This window comes from Nonomuraea sp. NPDC049309 (assembly GCF_043196965.1).
In the GTDB taxonomy this organism is placed as follows: Bacteria; Actinomycetota; Actinomycetes; order Streptosporangiales; family Streptosporangiaceae; genus Nonomuraea; species Nonomuraea fastidiosa.
Window position 1 is genome coordinate 1,360,635 of sequence record NZ_JBICSH010000002.1, and the last position, 15,410, is coordinate 1,376,044.

A 15,410-nucleotide genomic window follows, 5' to 3' on the forward strand; every position below is an offset into this window, starting at 1 on the left:
ACCGGCGGGCTCGGTAGCATGCCCGCATGGGGGGAGGCACCGCGTCGGAGCGCGTCACGCTCGACGACGAGTCGGCCGGATGGGTGCGCGCGCTGCGCGGCCCCGCGCCGGAGCGGCGGCAGGCCGTCGACCGGCTCCACGCGCTGCTGCTGCGCATCGCCAGGAAAGAGGTGGGCAGGCGCGCGGCCCGGCTCGGCGTGACCGGGCCCGAGCTCGACGACCTCGCCCAGCAGGCCACCTCCGACGCGCTGCTCGCCATCACCCGCAAGATCGGCGACTTCCGCGGCGAGAGCCGGTTCACGACCTGGGCGTACAAGTTCGTCGTGCTGGAGGTGGCGGGGAAGGTCGCGCGGCACTTCTGGCGCGACCCGGGCGTGCCGATGGAGGGCGAGCAGTGGGAACGCCTGCCCGACCGGTTCGGCCTCGACCCGGCCAGGGAGTCGGAGTGGCGCGACCTGCTCGCCGCGCTGCGCCAGGCCGTACAGGACACGCTGACCGAGCATCAGCGCCGCGTCTTCGTCGCGCTGGTGCTCACCGGTGTGCCACTGGACGTCCTGGCCGCCGAGCTGTGCACCAACCGCAACGCCATCTACAAGACGATGTTCGACGCCAGGCGTAAGCTCAGGGCCGCGCTCGCCGCTCAGGGTTACGTGGACGACACGATGGTGAGGCGCCCGTGAACGACCCCGTGAACGACCCCGTGAGCGGCTGGGCCGAGCTCGACCGCTTCCTGCGGACCGACCCGCGCGACGTGGGCTGCGAGGAGGCGATCGCCATGCTGCACGTGTACGCGGAGCTGGCGGCCGAGGACCCCGCGGAGGCGGAGCGGCGCCATCCGGGCATCGCCGCGCACCTGCGCGCCTGCGGCCCGTGCGAGGACGACTTCGAGGGCCTGCTCGCCGCCATCACCGAGTGACCTGCGTCACATCGAGGTAAGGGCTCGGCCCCGGCCGTTGCGAACGGGGCATGACCGATTCGTTCACAGGCAGGACCGCCCCGGTCACCGGGGCGGCCGGGGGATCGGCCGCGCCATCGCCGCCGGACCGGCCGCGGGAGGCGCGAAGGCCGCGCTCGAGATGCACACCGTCGGCCCCGCGCTCGAGCTGGACGGCACCGGCGTCACCGCCGACGTTCACCGCCCCGGAGTGGTCGAACGCGGCGATGCCGGCGTACATCCGCGCCCGGGACCCCGCCGAGATCGGCGAGGCGCCGCACGAGCGGTTCGTCCGCACGCACGCGGAAGGACGCCTGATCACGCCGGGGCAGCCGGCGAAGGTCCTGCTCGGTCACCTGGCCTTCGACGGCGGCACCGCCCAGATCCGGGACGCCGCCGCCTGACCACGCACCGCACACCAGAGAGATGAGAGATGAGCCTGCTCAACCTCGGAGACACCTTCCCCGCCCTCACCCTGACCCTGCCCGGCGGGCGGACCCTCGACCTGCCGGACGCGCTCGCCGGCCACTACGGCGTGGTGCTCTTCTACCGAGGCGCCTGGTGCCCGTACTGCAACGCCCAGCTCCGCGCGTTCCAGCGGTCGCTGGACAAGCCTGCCGACCTGGACGTCAAGGTGGTCGCGGCCTCCGTGGACGACGAGGCCACCACCAAGGAGACGATCGCCAAGCACGGCCTCGACTTCCCGGTCGGGTACGGCGCGGACGCCCGCGCGGTCGCCGCCGCCACGGGCGCGTTCGTCAACGAGGACCCGCTCTACCTGCAGTCCACCGGCTTCGTGCTGGACCCGGACGGCCGGGTCCTCGTCAGCGTCTACTCCAGCGGCGCCATCGGCCGCCTCGTGCCCGAGGACGTCGCCGGTCTCGTCCGCTACATCCGCGAGCACGGGTGACCGGGGCGAGACGATGAGCAGCCGACTGAGACGAGCCGAGGACCTGGCGAAGTCGCTGGCCGGCCGGTTCACCAGCACGCTGCACTCGGAGCAGGTGGCGGCCAAGCTGGGCGTGTGGCTGGGCGCAAGCTTCACCGTCGCGTTCGCGACCGGGCTGTTCAGCCACTTCGTCCAGCACCCGCCCGCCTGGCTGCTGTGGCCGTCGCGGCCGGTCAACCTCTACCGGGTGACGCAGGGGTTGCACGTCATCGGCGGCATCGCCACCGTCCCGCTGCTGCTCGCCAAGCTGTGGACGGTCTATCCCAAGCTGTGGCAGTGGCCGCCGCTGCGCTCGGCCGGGCACGCGGCCGAGCGGCTGTCGGTGCTGCTGCTCGTCGCGGGCGCGCTGTTCCAGCTCGTCACGGGGCTGATGAACATCGCCTACACGTACCTGTGGCCGTTCGGGTTCGTGCAGGCGCACTACTGGACCGCGTTCATCGTCTACGGCGCGCTCGTCATCCACGTCGCCAACGAGTGGGCCAAGGTCAGGCGGCACGCCTGGACGCGCGTCGAGAACCCCGACCGCCGCCGCTTCCTCGCCACGGTGGCCGCCGCGTGCGGCGTGGCTGCGCTGGTCACCGCGGGCGAGACCGTCACGCCGCTCAAGCGGCTCGCGGTCCTCGCGCCGCGCGACCCGGACACCGGGCCGCAGGGCGTGCCGGTCAACAGGTCCGCCGCGGCGGCCGGAGTCACGGGGCTCGCGGGGGACCCGTCGTACCGGCTGGTCGTGACCGGCGCGGTCCGTACGGAGCTGTCGATCGGCTACGCCGAGCTGGCCCGCATGCCGCAGCACACGGTGCGGCTGCCGATCGCCTGCGTGGAAGGGTGGAGCGTGGAGTGCGAGTGGACGGGCGTGCGCCTGCGCGACCTGATCGCCGCGGCCGGCGGCGCGCCCGACGCGGTCCTGACCGTCGAGTCGCTGGAGCGCAACGGCTACTACCGCAGCAGCGAGGTGCGCCCGCCGCACTGGCAGGACCCGCTGACCCTGCTCGCGCTCAAGCTCAACGGCGAAACGCTCGACCCCGACCACGGCTATCCGGTGCGCCTCATCGCCCCGAACCGGCCGGGCGTCATGCAGACCAAGTGGGTGGGGACGGTGCGGGTCTCATGAGATGGATCCTGTACGCGGCCGGCGCCGGCTTGGTGCTGCTCGGCGTCACCGGGCTCATCAAGGAGAGCGATCCGATCGGCTGGGCCGTGTGGTTCGGCGGCGCGGCGGTGGCGCACGACGCGATCCTCGTGCCGCTGGTGCTGCTGGCCGGGCCGGCGCTGCGCCGTACGCGCCGGGCGGTGCGCGCCGCCGCGATCGTGGCCGGCACGGTGACGCTCGCGACCCTGCCGACCGTGCTCGCCCTGGGCCGCCGCGCCGACAACCCGTCCATCCTGCCGCTCGACTACGGCCGCAACCTCCTCCTCGTCCTCGCCGCCTGCGCCGTCGCCGCCCTGCTGCCCAGGCTGTGGACGGCGGTGGTCCGCCTGCGCGCCCGCCGGCGACGGCGCAAGCCGCCCCGGCAGGGCGTCTCAGCCGGTGGCTCCGAGCCGTTCTGAGCTGCGGCTCGGGTTCGGAGCGGGCCGCCCACGGACGGGAGACCCGCGCCGCGCGTCCCGGTCAGCCGGCCGGAGCCGGTTCTTGTAGCGCTCCAATCGACTGCCGCCATTCAAGGGCCTCTGCTGTGTCGCGGTACTCCAGGAGGTGCTGTCCCGCGATTTTCTGCAGCAGGTCGCGTACCTCGGCGGGCGTCGCTCGGAAGAACTCTCGGCGCAAGTTCACCTTGTTGAGCCGCCGATCGCTCAGTTCCGCGTGCAGCCGCGCTTCGAGCCCGACCGCGTCCTCACTGAAGATCAATGCGTGCGTGTCGAACTTGAAGGGCACAGAGGCGTCGCCCAGCTCGCGCACGCGTTCTTCCGGCTCCAGCCGACGCGTCATACCGATCTTCACAACGTTCTCACCGAACGCCCCGATGTTCGAGATGACGTACACATAGCCCGCGCGGATGTTGGCCTCCCTGGCTTCGACGTCGGCGACCGCGGCTCCGATCTCCTCCAGCTTGGCCTTCAGTTCGTTCACGCTCTCGGCGGATGCGGCGCCGTTCTGCAACAGCTTGGCCAGCGCCGACCGGTAATGGGCCTCCTCCTTGCGCAGGCGGGCCCGCTCGCGCTCGAACTCGCGGCGCGCCGCCTCCTCCTCACGCCGCCGCTCACGCTGAGCCCGAATTAGCTCCTTCTCCTCCTCCTGCTTCGCCAGATAGTCGGCGGTCAGCTCCAGCTCGTGGATGCGGGCGCGGTGATAGTCGGGGTGCACATGGATGTGCATCGTCCGTCCCAGCTTGACGATCATGTCCACGGCCTTCTCCAGGCGGTCGATCGCCGATTGCAGCTTGTACGGCCGCATTGTCCGCACGCAGTTGTCTGCCTCGGCGTTGTAGGCCCGCAGCATCAGCTTGGAGAAGTCACGCACCATCTTGCGTCCCTCCGCGGCTGATCCGTTGACCTGCCAGTTGGTGGCGCCGACGACCGCCCGCCCCTCTCTGGCCATCGTCTTGATGCTCGCCTTGACCTCCGAAAGCCGATCCTTGTACGCGACGGCGTCGCTCAACGGGTGCCGGTACTCGTAAACCCCCACCTCCTGAAGCAGGGCCGTCTCCTCCGTCTGGACGATCCGCGCCTCCACATTCCGCAGGCGGCGGTCGGCATCGTCGACGGCGGCCTGCAGCCTCGCATGTTCCTGATGCAGGGCCTCGGTCATCGCGGCTATGTGCATCGCGTCCATCCCGCCCAGGCGCTCCACCCACTGACGAAGCCGTGCGTTCTCCTCCTCCAGCCGCTTCTTGCCGCCGAACAGGCCGCCGGTCCTGCGCTGCGGGGGCTGCGCGGCGACCGGTGACGGTGCTTCCTCGAGCGTCCAGAACTCCCATCCAGGCGGTGCCGGTGGCCATGACGGGTCCGGCCGCCATCCCTCCGGCGGCTTCCACCCGTGTGGGGGGACGGGCCAGCCGGGAGGCGGGTTGAACCGGTATTCGGGCATGAGCGCTCCTCACCTGCAGGAATGGCCGTACACAGGTGAGATAGCGGTGAGTGCGACGAGAGTTACATCCGCCGGAGGAGCGGTCTCAACACGATCTCAACAAATCCTCAACACGCGCCTGCCGATACTCCTGGTCGAGAAAGTCACTTCGAGGGATGGGAGAGACAGATGCGGTTAGTGAGCAAGGCTGCGGTGGCGCTGGTGGTCGCCGGGGCGGCCCTGACCGGGGTGCCGGCCGCTCAGGCGTCGGCGGCGGCCATGCCGGGCTGCTCGGCGAAGCCCGGGCCGAACCTGGACAACGGCTACGGCATCCTCAAGGGCTCGTACAACCTCAAGGGGACGTACTACCGGGACAGCTGCAACGTCGCCCGGATGCGCAAGGGGACCAAGCTCTACTTCCACTGCTGGAAGCGGAACCGCCACGGCAACCTCTGGGTCTACGGCAGGATCGCGGGCACCAGGACCTACGGCTGGACGTCTGGGGCCAACTTCCGCTCGGTGAGGGGCGCCAACTACTTCAGGTGCGACTCGAACAAGGACAGGGACCACACGTAAGAGCGCATCCACCGATCGGTTGATTCGCGGCTCAGCCGTATCGGCGCCGGTTCGTGGCCGGGCGGGCGATTCGGGCGCGGGGCCTTCACCGCCACAGTAGGGGCATGGCGGTTATCGAGGTGGACGCGCTCGTCAAACGGTACGGCGGGCTGCCGGTGGTGAACGAGGTCTCGTTCTCCGTGGCGGAGGGTGAGATCTTCGGCATCCTCGGCCCGAACGGGGCGGGCAAGACGACGACGGTGGAGTGCATCGAGGGGCTGCGCCGGCCGGACGGCGGCTCGGTCAGGGTGCTCGGGCTCGATCCGGTCAAGGATCGGCGGGAGCTGAGCCACCAGGTCGGCGTGCAGCTCCAGCAGTCGCTGCTGCCGGAGAACATCAAGGTGGAGGAGGCGCTGCGGCTCTTCGCCTCCTTCTACCGCTCCCCTAGGGACTGGCGGGGGCTCCTGGAGGAGTGGGGACTGGCCGATCGGCGCAAGGCCAGGTTCGGTGCGCTGTCGGGCGGGCAGAAGCAGCGGCTGTTCATCGCGCTGGCGCTGGTGGGCGACCCGAAGGTGGCCTTTCTCGACGAGCTGACGACGGGCCTGGACCCGGGCGCGCGCCGCGCCACCTGGGAGCTGATCAAGCGGGTACGCGCGGCGGGCGTCACGGTCGTGCTGGTGAGCCACTTCATGGACGAGGTGGAGGAGCTGTGCGACCGGGTCGCGGTGTTCGACCGGGGCAGGATCGTCGCGCTCGACACCCCGGCGAACCTCATCTCCGCCGTGGACGCCGATCAGCATCTGCGGTTCACGCCGCTCGCGCCGTTCGACGACGCGCTGCTGACGGGGCTGCCCGGGGTGGTGTCGGTGACCCGCCGGGGTGAGCAGGTGATCGTGGCGGGGCGGGGGGAGTTCGCGGTCGCGGTGACGTCCGCGCTGGCGCGCGAGCGCGTGCCGGTGGCCGGGCTGCGCGTCGATCAGCACACGCTGGACGACGCGTTCACCGCCCTGACGGGGCGTCCGTTCGACGGCGGGGAAGGGCACGTGACCGGCTCGGAGATCGGGGGCGGGGAGCGGCACGTGACCGGCTCTGAAAGCGACGGCGAAGAGCGGCGCGTGACCGGTTCGGGAATCGGCGGCGGTGAGGGCGCGTGACCGGCTTCGGAAGTCTCGCCCGCGTCGAGTCCAAGCTGCTGCTGCGCGACCCCGGCGCGATCTTCAGCATGGTGATCCCGCTGTTCATCCTGGCGGTCTTCGGCAGCGGAGCCGCTCCCGGCGACGTCGCGCTGCCCACGATGTCGATGACCGTCGCGGTGGGCCTGGTGGGTCTCTACATGGTGCCGACGACGCTGGCCACGTACCGGGAGCGGGGCATCCTGCGCCGGCTGTCCACGACGCCGGTCAGCCCGGTCGCGCTGCTCGGCGTGCAGCTGGCGCTGCAGCTCGTCTTCGCGGTGCTCGCCTCGGCGCTGCTCGTCGGGGTCTCGGTGGCGGCCTTCTCGGCGGCCGTGCCTGCGCGGGTCGCGGCCATGGCGGTGGCGTTCCTGCTCGGCACCTCGGCGGTCTTCGCGGTCGGCCTGCTCATCGCCGCGACCGCGCCCAGCGGGCGGGCCGCGAACGGCATCGGCGTGCTGCTCTACTTCCCGCTCGCCTTCCTCGGCGGTCTGATGCAGCCGAAGGAGGCCATGCCGGAGGCGCTGGCCGCGATCGGGGAGTGGACCCCGCTGGGGCTGTTCCGCCAGGCCGTGTTCGACGCCTGGAGCGGGGCGGCGACACAGCCCCTCGTTCTTGCCATAATGGCGGCATATGCGCTGGTAATCGGTGGGATCGCGGCGCGCATCTTCCGCTGGGAGTGAGGACCGGGTGAGCGAGCAGCCCGAGACCGCGCACACGCGGGTGACCGCCGGCCTCGCCGCCGCGCCGTACGTGCTGCTCGCCGTCTCCGCCGGGCTCGCGCTGCTCACCGAGGACCTGACGGCGGGACAGCGCGGCGCCGTGCTCGTGCTGAGCGCGCTCGCCGCCGCCTGGACGGCGTGGCTGGTCACGCTGCGCCCGGCCCGTACGGCGAGCGCCAGGGGCGCGGCCGTCTACATCGCCGGCCTGGTCGCGTTCATCGCCGCGCTCGGCCTGCTCAGCCCGTGGTTCGCCGGCTTCTACGCCTTCATCGGCTACCTGCACGCCTGGCAGCTGCTGCGCGGCCGCTGGCGGATCGCGGGCGTCGCGGCCACGGCGGCGGCCGCCGTCACCGGCTTCTTCGGCGGGCTGCCCGGACCCGACCCGGCCGTCATCTCCTCGTACGTGCTGGTCATCGCCGCCATCGTGGTCATGGTGGTGCTGTTCAGCCTCTTCGGCGACATGATCAACGATCAGAGCGTGCGCAGGCAGCGGATGGTCGAGCAGCTGGCCGCCGCCAACGCCAGGCTCGAGGAGGCCATGCGGGAGAACGCCGGGCTGCAGGCCCAGCTCCTGCTGCAGGCCCGCGAGGCCGGCGTCAACGACGAGCGGCAGCGCATGGCCAGGGAGATCCACGACACGCTGGCCCAGGGACTGACCGGGATCATCACGCAGATCCAGGCCGCGGTGAAGGCAGGGGACGACCGCGACGCCTGGCACCGCCACCTCGACAACGCCGCCCGCCTGGCCAGGGAGAGCCTGGCCGAGGCGCGCAGGTCCGTGCACGCCATGGGCCCGGCCGAGCTGGAGTCCGCCCGGCTGCCCGAGGCGCTGGCCGACGTGGTGCGGCGGTGGGAGTCCGTGCACGGCGTCCCGGCCGCGTACACGACGACGGGGACGGCCAGGCCGCTGCACCCCGAGGTGGAGGTGACCTTGCTGCGGGTCTGCCAGGAGGCGCTGGCGAACGTGGCCAAGCACGCCCGCGCCTCCCGCGTCGGCGTCACCGTGTCGTACATGGACGACGTGGTCACCTTGGACGTGCGGGACGACGGGCGCGGGTTCGTCCCCGGCAGCGGCGGCGGCTTCGGCATGACGTCCATGCGGCAGCGGGTCTCCGCGCTCGACGGCACGCTGGAGATCGAGTCCGAGCCCGGTACGGGCACCGCCGTCTCCGCCACCGTCCCCGCCAGGGAGCCCCGATGAGCGATGCCACCATCCGGCTGATCGTCGCCGACGATCACCCCATCGTCCGCGACGGGCTGTGCGGCATGTTCGCCGGGGAGCCCGGCATCGAGGTGGTCGGTGTCGCGGGCGACGGCGCGCAGGCGGTCGCGCTCGCCGAGGAGCTGCGGCCCGACGTGATCCTCATGGACCTGCGCATGCCGGGCACCGACGGCGTCACCGCGATCAGGCGGCTGGCCGAGCGGGGGAGCACGGCCAGGGTGCTCGTGCTCACCACGTACGACACCGACCGGGACGTGCTGCCCGCCATCGAGGCCGGCGCCACCGGCTACCTGCTCAAGGACGCGATGCCCGACGAGCTGGTCCGCGCCGTCCGCGCCGCCGCCCGCGGCGAGTCGGTGCTCTCGCCGTCGGTGGCCACCCGCCTGCTCGGCCGGGTACGCGCGCCGTCCGACCCGCTCAGCGCCCGCGAGCTGGAGGTGCTCGGCCTCATCGCCCGGGGCTGCACCAACAGGGAGGCCGCCGCGCGCCTGTTCATCAGCGAGGCCACGGTCAAGAGCCACCTGCTGCACATCTACGCCAAGCTCGGCGTCAACGACCGCGCCGCCGCCGTCGCCGCCGCCTTCGAGCGCGGCCTTTTCGACCGCCCCTGACGGCGCCCGGCGGCGCGTGAAAGCCTCTCGTACGGCGGGAAGGCGCTTGCGAGGGGGAGGGTCGTCGTACGGCTGAGTGGCGCTCGCGTGGCGGAAGGGTCGTCGTACGGCGGAAAGGCGCTCGCGCGGCGAAAGGATTGTCGTACGAGTCAATGGCGCTTGTGTCGCGGAAAAGCGCTTGCGCGGCCCTTCATGATCCATTTAGCATGACCGCGCATTCAGGCGTGGAAAATCAGGTCATGTAACGGCGCCCGGCGGTTTCCGGCGCCGGCCGATGCCGCTGGGGATCCGATGCCGAATTCACCGGAACCGCCATCGCGGGCGTGGCACGCGCGGCTGCTCGAATCCGTTGAGATGCAGACGGGGCCGCGCCGGGTCCTCGCCGTCTCGACGTTGGTCAACACCGCGGGCAACGGGCTGTTCGTCACCGCGGGAGCGCTGTACTTCACCCGGGTCGCCGGCCTGTCCGCCGTGGAGGTCGGCGCGGGGCTCACCATCGCCGGGTTCGTCGCGCTCACCGCGGGCATCCCGGTGGGCCGCATGGCCGACCGGTGGGGGCCGCGCCGCCTGTGGGCCTGGTCCCTGGTGGTCGAGGCCCTGGCCATGGCCGCTTTCCTGCTGGTCGACTCGCTCCCGCTCTTCGTGCTCGTCGCGTGCGTCAGTCAGTTCGCCGCGGCGGCCAGCCAGACCGCGCGCATGCCGGTCTTCCGCCGTATCGGCGGCGCCGGCGCGACCCGGCTGCGCGCCGTGCTGCGCTCGCTCGTCAACATCGGATCCAGCGCCGGCGCGCTCGCGGCCGGAGCCGTCATCACCGTCGACACCCGCGCGGCATATACGGTGCTGATTCTCGCGAACGCCGCCACGTTCGCGGTGAACGTGCTGCTGGTGATGATGTTGCCGAAACTCGAACCGCTGCGCGCGAAATCCGCGGCGAAAAGCGGGGTGGCGCTGCGGGACTGGCCATTTCTGGCGGTCACCGTATTGTGCGGCGTGCTTTCCCTGCAGGGGCCGGTGCTGACATTCGCGATACCGCTCTGGATCGTGCAGCACACCGAGGCGCCGCGTACGCTCGTCGCCGTTCTCGTCACGATCAACACGGTCATGGTCGCGCTGCTGCAGCTGCCCGCGACGAAAGGCATCGACGGTGTGCTGCTCGCCGGGCGCGCGGCCCGCGTCGCGAGCTTCGGGCTGCTGGCCGCGTTCGTGCTCTACGGCCTGACGTCCGGGCTCGGCGCCGTGCCCGCGACGGCGCTCCTCGTCGCGGGCACGATCGTGATGACGCTGGCCGAGCTGCGCTATGCCGCCGCCGAGTTCGAGCTGAGCTTCGGGCTCGCGCCGGAGCGGCTCCAGGGCGAGTACAGCGGCGTCTTCGGGCTCGGTCAGGGCCTGGCCGCGGCGGCGGGGCCGTACCTGCTGGCGGTGCTCGTGCTCGGCGCCGGCATCCCCGGCTGGATCGCGCTCGGCGCCCTGATGGTCGCCGCCGGTCTCCTGCTGCCTCCGGCCGTGGCCTGGGCCGGGCGCGTGTCCCGTACGGCCGGACACGAGAGCGCCGAGCAGGAGCTCCAAGGCTGAGGCACGGCCGTTTCGCCGCCGTTCCGACGCGGGTCCCCCGCCGGACGCAGGTCCGCCGCCGGCAGCCGGACGGAGGGTCACCCGCCCCCCTCCACAGCGAAGCGGAATTTGACCGGTTTGCGCATCTTGTGAAAGATCGCATAGGTGATTCAGGAGGCGGGATGACATCACCGACGGATCCGTTCACCACCACAGGCGACGAGGAACTGGGCCGGCTGCTCCGCGACTACCAGCGGGAACTCGCCGAGATCGAGGGCCTGCGCGACCGGATCGCCTCGGTCGAGGGCCGCGGCGAGGCGGCCGACGGCCGGGTCGTGGTGAACGTGACGCAGTCCGGGGCGCTCGCCGGAGTCACCATCGATCCGCGCGCCATGCGGCTCGGGTCGGAACGGCTCGCCGAGGCCATCATGGAGGCCGCCTCCGCCGCGACGCGCGACGCGGAACGGGAGGCGCGCGACGTGGTGGCCCCGTTCATCTCCGGCACCATGCTGGACGACCGCAGGGACGGGACGCGAGGCCGTTGACGACGCCAGGCACCGGCCGCATCGCCACCTACGGGCTGGGCTCGCTCGGCCTGGTCGCGTTCGTCTACGAGATGCTGGCGGTCGACTACCCCGAAGGCGACCCGTACAAGGCACGCCAGGCCGCCGCCGTCTGGGCCCGCCTGGCCGACCGCATCGATGGCAGCCCCGGCAACACCTACCCGGACGCCTCCTCGGTGTGGCGGGCCAACCAGGGCGCCGGAGTCGAGCAGTTCAAGACCGCCATGACGGCCGGGCTGTACCCCGAGCCCGAGGAGAACGGCTACGCCGCCAGGCTCGCCCGCCGCTGCCGCGACGCCGCCGCCGCCTGCGAAGAGTTCGCCCAGGCGGTCGAGGAGGCCAGGAACGCCTACTACACCCTCGCCCTGGCCAACCTCGCCAGCTTCATCTTCCTCACCACCTTCCCCTGGCAGGCCGGGGCGGCGTACCAGATCACCCAGATCCTCATCCGCCGCGCGCAGGCCGGCCTGCTGGCCAAGCTGCTCCAGCACGGCATGGCGAAGCTGGTGCTGAGCAAGCTCACCGAGTACACGATCGGCAGCGTCTTCTTCGCCGCCGGCGACGTGGCGGTGGTGGCGGGGGTCAAGGCGGGGCGCGGCGAGGACCCCGGCACCCTCGGGGAGAACGCCACGCAGGCGCTGAAGGAGTTCGCAGCCTCGGTCGCCTTCTACGGCGTGTACGACGCCGCCGCGCCGCTGACCAGGAAGGTGACGAAGAACCTGGACGTGCAGGCGTTCCTCAACCGCCTGGCCGGCGGGTCCGCCGCGTACGGGCCGACGTACGACGCGCTCAACGGGCAGTCCGGCGAGGAGCTGATCCCCACCTGGAAGGAGACGCTCGGCCGCATGCTCCTGTACTTCACCATGGCGCACAAACCCGCTGGAGGCTGAGCCCCGATGGACATCGGCAAGTCGCACATCAGGTCGGCCGCGCACGCGTTCGACCACGAAGGCGAGGAGCTGGCGGCGTTCGTGGCCGCGGCCGCCGCGGAGCTGGACGCCATCGGCGACTTCTGGGGCGGCACCGCCGAGGGCGTCACGTTCTTCAAAGGCCAGGGCGGCGGCACCGGGTACGAGGCGGTCGCCGGCCAGCTCGCCGCGGGCGTCCAGACGCTCATCGACGCCCACCACGAGATCGCCGAACGGCTCCGCCTCATGGTGGACAACGTCGAGGTGGCCGACTGGGACAACGTGGCCGCCATCCTGTCGCGCCTCCCGCCCGCGGACCCCGACCAGCCGATCTGGGGCGAGCGCTGACCGCCCGCTTCAGCCGCCGCTCAGCGAGAAGGGGTGGAAGGCCGGTCCTGCGGCGCGCTCGACGGCGCCGTGGGCCTGATCGGCTCCTGAGCCGGGCGCGCCGATCAGCGGTCGTCCGGCGGTCTGGGGCGTGTGCGTCGGTGGCCGGTCAGCCGGCGGCCCGGGTGAACCTGGCCAGCAGGGCCTTGAGCCGTTCCTCGTGGCCCTCGCGGGGGATGCGGCCGCCGCGCACCAGCGTGACCAGGCCGTGCAGGGCGGCCCAGAGGATCTCAGCGAGCAGGTCGGGCGCGGTGTCCCCGGCGTACGGGCGTACGGCCTCGACGAGCTCGCCGAAGGCGGCCTTCAGCGCGGGCGGCGCCTCGGGGGTGGCGAAGGGCAGATCGACCCGGCGGCTGAACATCGCCTCGTAGAGCGCGGGCCGCCGTTCGGCGAAGGCGACGTACGCGGAGGCGAGCCCGGTCAGGGCGTCCTGGGGCGAGTGCGCGGCGGTGCGGGCGGCGCGGAGCTCGTCGGCCATGTCGGCGATGCCTTCGTGCGCGACGGCCGTGACGATCGCGTCCTTGCTCTTGAAGTGGCTGTAGAGCACGGGCTGGCTGTATTCGACCTCGTCGGCCAGCCGACGCGTGGTGACCGCCTCCCAGCCTTCCGACTCGGCCAGCTCGCGCGCGGCGGCGATGATCAGTTTCTCCCGCTGGGCGCGTTCGCGTTCCTTACGGCTCTGGATCGACATGGATTGAATCTAGCACTGCTAGAACTATTGCCAATGCTCTGCTAGCGTCAGCAGCGTCCCTAGCACTGCTAGCACTTCTTGGAGCCCCCGCCATGCTGACCGCTGTCGCCTACGGCCTCGCCATCGCCATCAACCTGCTGTGCCTGCTCATCGGCATACGCTTCCTCTTCACGCCGTACGCCGCCGCCACGGCTTACGGCGTGTCCGCCACGACCGACCGCGCGTACCTGACGATCAAGGGGGTGCGCGACGGCACGTACGGGGTGATCGGCCTGGCCCTGCTGGCCTTCGCGGGAGCGCAGGCGGAGGCGTGGTTCCTGCTGGGCGCCACCCTGGCACCGCTGAGCGACACGTTCATCGTGCTGCGCAACGGCGGCACCAAGGCCACCGCGTACGGCATCCACTTCGCCACCGCGATCGTGCTCCTGATCGACTCCGCGCTGCTCTTCGCCGTCTGACTCTCGCGGCCGGACGGAGGAGCGTGCGGCGGGCCCGGGGCTCCGGGTGAGCAACGCCGCCGCGACGAGCGCGCCGACCAGCCCCGAGCAGGTGATCAGGGTGTCACTCGCAACGTAGCCGGGCAGCAGCGACGGCATCACGTTCAGCATCGCGTGCAGGACGACGGCCGGCGGCACGCCCCCGCCGCTGCCGGCGTACAGCCAGACCATGATCGCTCGCGCGGCCACCGTGCCCAGGAACCACCAGGCGATCCAGGAGGGGGAGCGGCCCGCCTGGAGCAGCGGCACGACGTGCCAGGCTCCCCACACCACGCCGATGATCAGGCTCGCGCCGAGCACGCCCCGCCGGTCCAGCAGCGGGCCCGTGGCGTACCCCGTCCAGCCCGCCTCCTCGCAGGCCGCCGCGACGAAGAACACGGCGAGCAGCAGCGGCGCGGCCAGGAGCGGGGAGTGCTCGCCGCCGAGCGGACCGCCCACCAGCACCGCGAGCGCGTACGCCGCCAGGTCGATGACCGGCGCCATCAGGAACGCGGTGACGAGCCAGGGTCCTCGGCGCATGCCTGCCGCGGCGAACGTCGTGCGCAGCAGGCGGCGTACCGCGCCCGCCCCCTCGCTCCGGCGCAGCAGGATCGCCGCGGCGATGAGGGGGCACGGGAACTGCAGCGCCCCCACCGGCAGGTCCATGGGGCTGCCGGGGAGGTCGCCGAGTAACGCCCCCGCCACCCAGAACGGGACCGAGAGCACGAACACCAGGAAGAAGAACGGGATCACACCGCTCGTCCTCAACATGAGATATGAAATACAGTGTCTCAAACGAGAGGATAGCCATGCCGACCCCCACTTCGCGCACCCCCTCCGGCCTCACCGGCCGCCGGCCACGACTGTCGGACGAGGAGACCGCGCGGCGCATGCTGCGGGCCGCGATCACCGCGGTCAACCGCACCGGCCTGACCGTGAGCCTGGAGCACATCAGCTTCGAGGAGGTGATCCGCGAGGCCGGGGTCTCGCGCAGCGCCGCCTACCGCCGCTGGCCGTACAAGGACCTGTTCTTCAGCGACCTCTTGAAAGAGATCGCGGCGGCGGCGACACCCGCCGCGATCTCGCGTGAGGGCACCGACGAGATGATCCGCCGCATCGTCCGCGGCCGCCTCGACCGGCTGCGGACGCCGGAGCAGCGCCACGGCCTGATCATGGAGCTGGTCCGCGAGGGGGCGCGGCACGACTTCCAGCGCATCCACGGCTCCACGGAGTGGCGGACGTACCTGGCGCTGCACGCCACGTTCCAGAGCCTGCCGGACGGTGAGCTGCGGGAGGAGATCAGGAGCGTGCTCGCCCGCTCGGAGCACGGGTTCATCAGCGCCATCGCGGCCACGTACGAGCACATGGCGACACTGCTCGGCTACCGGATCAGGCCCGAGACGGGAGCCACGTACGAGACGGTCGCGCTGCTGGCGAGCGCCACCCTGCGCGGGCTGGTCACCACGGCGCTCAGCACCCCCGACGTGGCCGACCGCCGCGTGACGGCCGCGCCTTTCGGCGACCCCGGCCCGGCCGACTGGTCACTGCCCGCCCTCGGCGTCGCCGCCACCGTCACCGCTTTCCTCGAACCCGACCCCGGCGTCGAGTGGACCGAGGAGCGCATCGCCGAGGTGACCCGCGCCCTGAGCTGACGGCCACGCTCCT

Annotated in this window: 20 protein-coding genes and 1 pseudogene; 17 read left to right on the forward strand and 4 right to left on the reverse strand. The window is 71.8% G+C overall.

All coding sequences use genetic code 11. The features are described from left to right. Window positions 1–26: 26 nt before the first annotated feature. On the forward strand, window positions 27–680 hold the full coding sequence (locus ACGFIM_RS20280) for a sigma-70 family RNA polymerase sigma factor (protein ID WP_393202349.1): 654 nt from the start codon (window positions 27–29) through the stop codon (window positions 678–680). Next, window positions 677–916: a hypothetical protein gene (locus ACGFIM_RS20285; RefSeq protein WP_393202351.1), complete on the forward strand. Its 240-nt coding sequence runs from the start codon at window positions 677–679 to the stop codon at window positions 914–916. The genes ACGFIM_RS20280 and ACGFIM_RS20285 overlap by 4 nt, the downstream gene beginning before the upstream one ends. Here ACGFIM_RS20285 and ACGFIM_RS20290 read toward each other — a convergent pair. Further along, window positions 906–1,175 carry a hypothetical protein gene (locus ACGFIM_RS20290; RefSeq protein WP_393202353.1) on the reverse strand — a complete coding sequence of 90 codons (270 nt, stop codon included), beginning with the start codon at window positions 1,173–1,175 and terminating at the stop codon, window positions 906–908. The two genes, ACGFIM_RS20285 and ACGFIM_RS20290, sit on opposite strands and share 11 nt — an antisense overlap. On the opposite strand from ACGFIM_RS20290, the gene ACGFIM_RS20295 reads away from it, so the two are divergent. From ACGFIM_RS20295 to ACGFIM_RS20310, 4 genes are read left to right on the forward strand one after another with little or no spacing between them, the layout of a single operon-like run. Further along, window positions 1,162–1,338 carry a hypothetical protein gene (locus ACGFIM_RS20295; RefSeq protein ID WP_393202355.1) on the forward strand — a complete coding sequence of 59 codons (177 nt, stop codon included), beginning with the start codon at window positions 1,162–1,164 and terminating at the stop codon, window positions 1,336–1,338. The two genes, ACGFIM_RS20290 and ACGFIM_RS20295, sit on opposite strands and share 14 nt — an antisense overlap. A gap of 29 nt (window positions 1,339–1,367) precedes the next feature. Then, complete coding sequence (locus ACGFIM_RS20300; protein ID WP_393202357.1) at window positions 1,368–1,844, forward strand: peroxiredoxin family protein; 477 nt, start codon at window positions 1,368–1,370, stop codon at window positions 1,842–1,844. A 13-nt stretch (window positions 1,845–1,857) separates the two neighbouring features. Continuing rightward, window positions 1,858–2,994, forward strand: a complete 1,137-nt coding sequence (locus ACGFIM_RS20305; protein WP_393202359.1) for a molybdopterin-dependent oxidoreductase — start codon at window positions 1,858–1,860, stop codon at window positions 2,992–2,994. Continuing rightward, window positions 2,991–3,431: a hypothetical protein gene (locus ACGFIM_RS20310; protein WP_393202361.1), complete on the forward strand. Its 441-nt coding sequence runs from the start codon at window positions 2,991–2,993 to the stop codon at window positions 3,429–3,431. Before ACGFIM_RS20305 ends, ACGFIM_RS20310 begins: the two co-directional genes overlap by 4 nt. 61 nt (window positions 3,432–3,492) lie before the next feature. Here ACGFIM_RS20310 and ACGFIM_RS20315 read toward each other — a convergent pair whose 3' ends face one another. After that, window positions 3,493–4,908, reverse strand: coding sequence for a DUF4041 domain-containing protein (locus tag ACGFIM_RS20315; protein WP_393202363.1), 1,416 nt, complete (start codon window positions 4,906–4,908; stop codon window positions 3,493–3,495). 168 nt (window positions 4,909–5,076) lie between these two features. On the opposite strand from ACGFIM_RS20315, the gene ACGFIM_RS20320 reads away from it, so the two are divergent. The 9 genes from ACGFIM_RS20320 (at window position 5,077) to ACGFIM_RS20360 (ending at window position 12,539) form a co-directional block, all read left to right on the forward strand. Further along, window positions 5,077–5,463 (forward strand): hypothetical protein, encoded by a 387-nt coding sequence (locus ACGFIM_RS20320; RefSeq protein ID WP_393202365.1) that lies wholly within the window; start codon window positions 5,077–5,079, stop codon window positions 5,461–5,463. 104 nt (window positions 5,464–5,567) lie between these two features. Continuing rightward, window positions 5,568–6,596 (forward strand): ABC transporter ATP-binding protein, encoded by a 1,029-nt coding sequence (locus ACGFIM_RS20325; protein WP_393202367.1) that lies wholly within the window; start codon window positions 5,568–5,570, stop codon window positions 6,594–6,596. Then, window positions 6,593–7,297, forward strand: a complete 705-nt coding sequence (locus tag ACGFIM_RS20330) for an ABC transporter permease (protein WP_393202369.1) — start codon at window positions 6,593–6,595, stop codon at window positions 7,295–7,297. Before ACGFIM_RS20325 ends, ACGFIM_RS20330 begins: the two co-directional genes overlap by 4 nt. A 7-nt stretch (window positions 7,298–7,304) precedes the next feature. Continuing rightward, window positions 7,305–8,537: a sensor histidine kinase gene (locus tag ACGFIM_RS20335; protein WP_393202371.1), complete on the forward strand. Its 1,233-nt coding sequence runs from the start codon at window positions 7,305–7,307 to the stop codon at window positions 8,535–8,537. After that, window positions 8,534–9,169 (forward strand): response regulator, encoded by a 636-nt coding sequence (locus ACGFIM_RS20340; protein WP_393202373.1) that lies wholly within the window; start codon window positions 8,534–8,536, stop codon window positions 9,167–9,169. The genes ACGFIM_RS20335 and ACGFIM_RS20340 overlap by 4 nt, the downstream gene beginning before the upstream one ends. A gap of 354 nt (window positions 9,170–9,523) precedes the next feature. Continuing rightward, the gene (locus ACGFIM_RS20345) at window positions 9,524–10,741 is read left to right on the forward strand and encodes an MFS transporter (RefSeq protein WP_393202375.1); all 1,218 of its coding nucleotides are present in this window, start codon (window positions 9,524–9,526) and stop codon (window positions 10,739–10,741) included. Window positions 10,742–10,902: 161 nt separating this feature from the next. Beyond that, entirely contained in the window at window positions 10,903–11,265 is a 363-nt protein-coding gene (locus ACGFIM_RS20350; RefSeq protein WP_393202377.1) for a YbaB/EbfC family nucleoid-associated protein, read from the forward strand. After that, window positions 11,262–12,173 (forward strand): hypothetical protein, encoded by a 912-nt coding sequence (locus ACGFIM_RS20355; protein WP_393202379.1) that lies wholly within the window; start codon window positions 11,262–11,264, stop codon window positions 12,171–12,173. Before ACGFIM_RS20350 ends, ACGFIM_RS20355 begins: the two co-directional genes overlap by 4 nt. A gap of 6 nt (window positions 12,174–12,179) precedes the next feature. After that, window positions 12,180–12,539 carry a hypothetical protein gene (locus tag ACGFIM_RS20360; RefSeq protein WP_393202381.1) on the forward strand — a complete coding sequence of 120 codons (360 nt, stop codon included), beginning with the start codon at window positions 12,180–12,182 and terminating at the stop codon, window positions 12,537–12,539. Between the two features lie 148 nt (window positions 12,540–12,687). Here ACGFIM_RS20360 and ACGFIM_RS20365 read toward each other — a convergent pair whose 3' ends face one another. Further along, window positions 12,688–13,269: a TetR/AcrR family transcriptional regulator gene (locus ACGFIM_RS20365; protein ID WP_393202383.1), complete on the reverse strand. Its 582-nt coding sequence runs from the start codon at window positions 13,267–13,269 to the stop codon at window positions 12,688–12,690. Between the two features lie 92 nt (window positions 13,270–13,361). On the opposite strand from ACGFIM_RS20365, the gene ACGFIM_RS20370 reads away from it, so the two are divergent. Further along, window positions 13,362–13,727, forward strand: coding sequence for a DUF4267 domain-containing protein (locus ACGFIM_RS20370; RefSeq protein ID WP_393202385.1), 366 nt, complete (start codon window positions 13,362–13,364; stop codon window positions 13,725–13,727). A 147-nt stretch (window positions 13,728–13,874) separates the two neighbouring features. Here the strand turns inward: ACGFIM_RS20370 and ACGFIM_RS20375 are convergent. Further along, window positions 13,875–14,516, reverse strand: a pseudogene (locus tag ACGFIM_RS20375) (CPBP family intramembrane glutamic endopeptidase); the annotation flags it as partial. Window positions 14,517–14,554: 38 nt separating this feature from the next. Here ACGFIM_RS20375 and ACGFIM_RS20380 point away from each other — a divergent pair. After that, window positions 14,555–15,397 carry a TetR/AcrR family transcriptional regulator gene (locus ACGFIM_RS20380; RefSeq protein ID WP_393202387.1) on the forward strand — a complete coding sequence of 281 codons (843 nt, stop codon included), beginning with the start codon at window positions 14,555–14,557 and terminating at the stop codon, window positions 15,395–15,397. The last annotated feature ends 13 nt before the right edge of the window (window positions 15,398–15,410 follow it).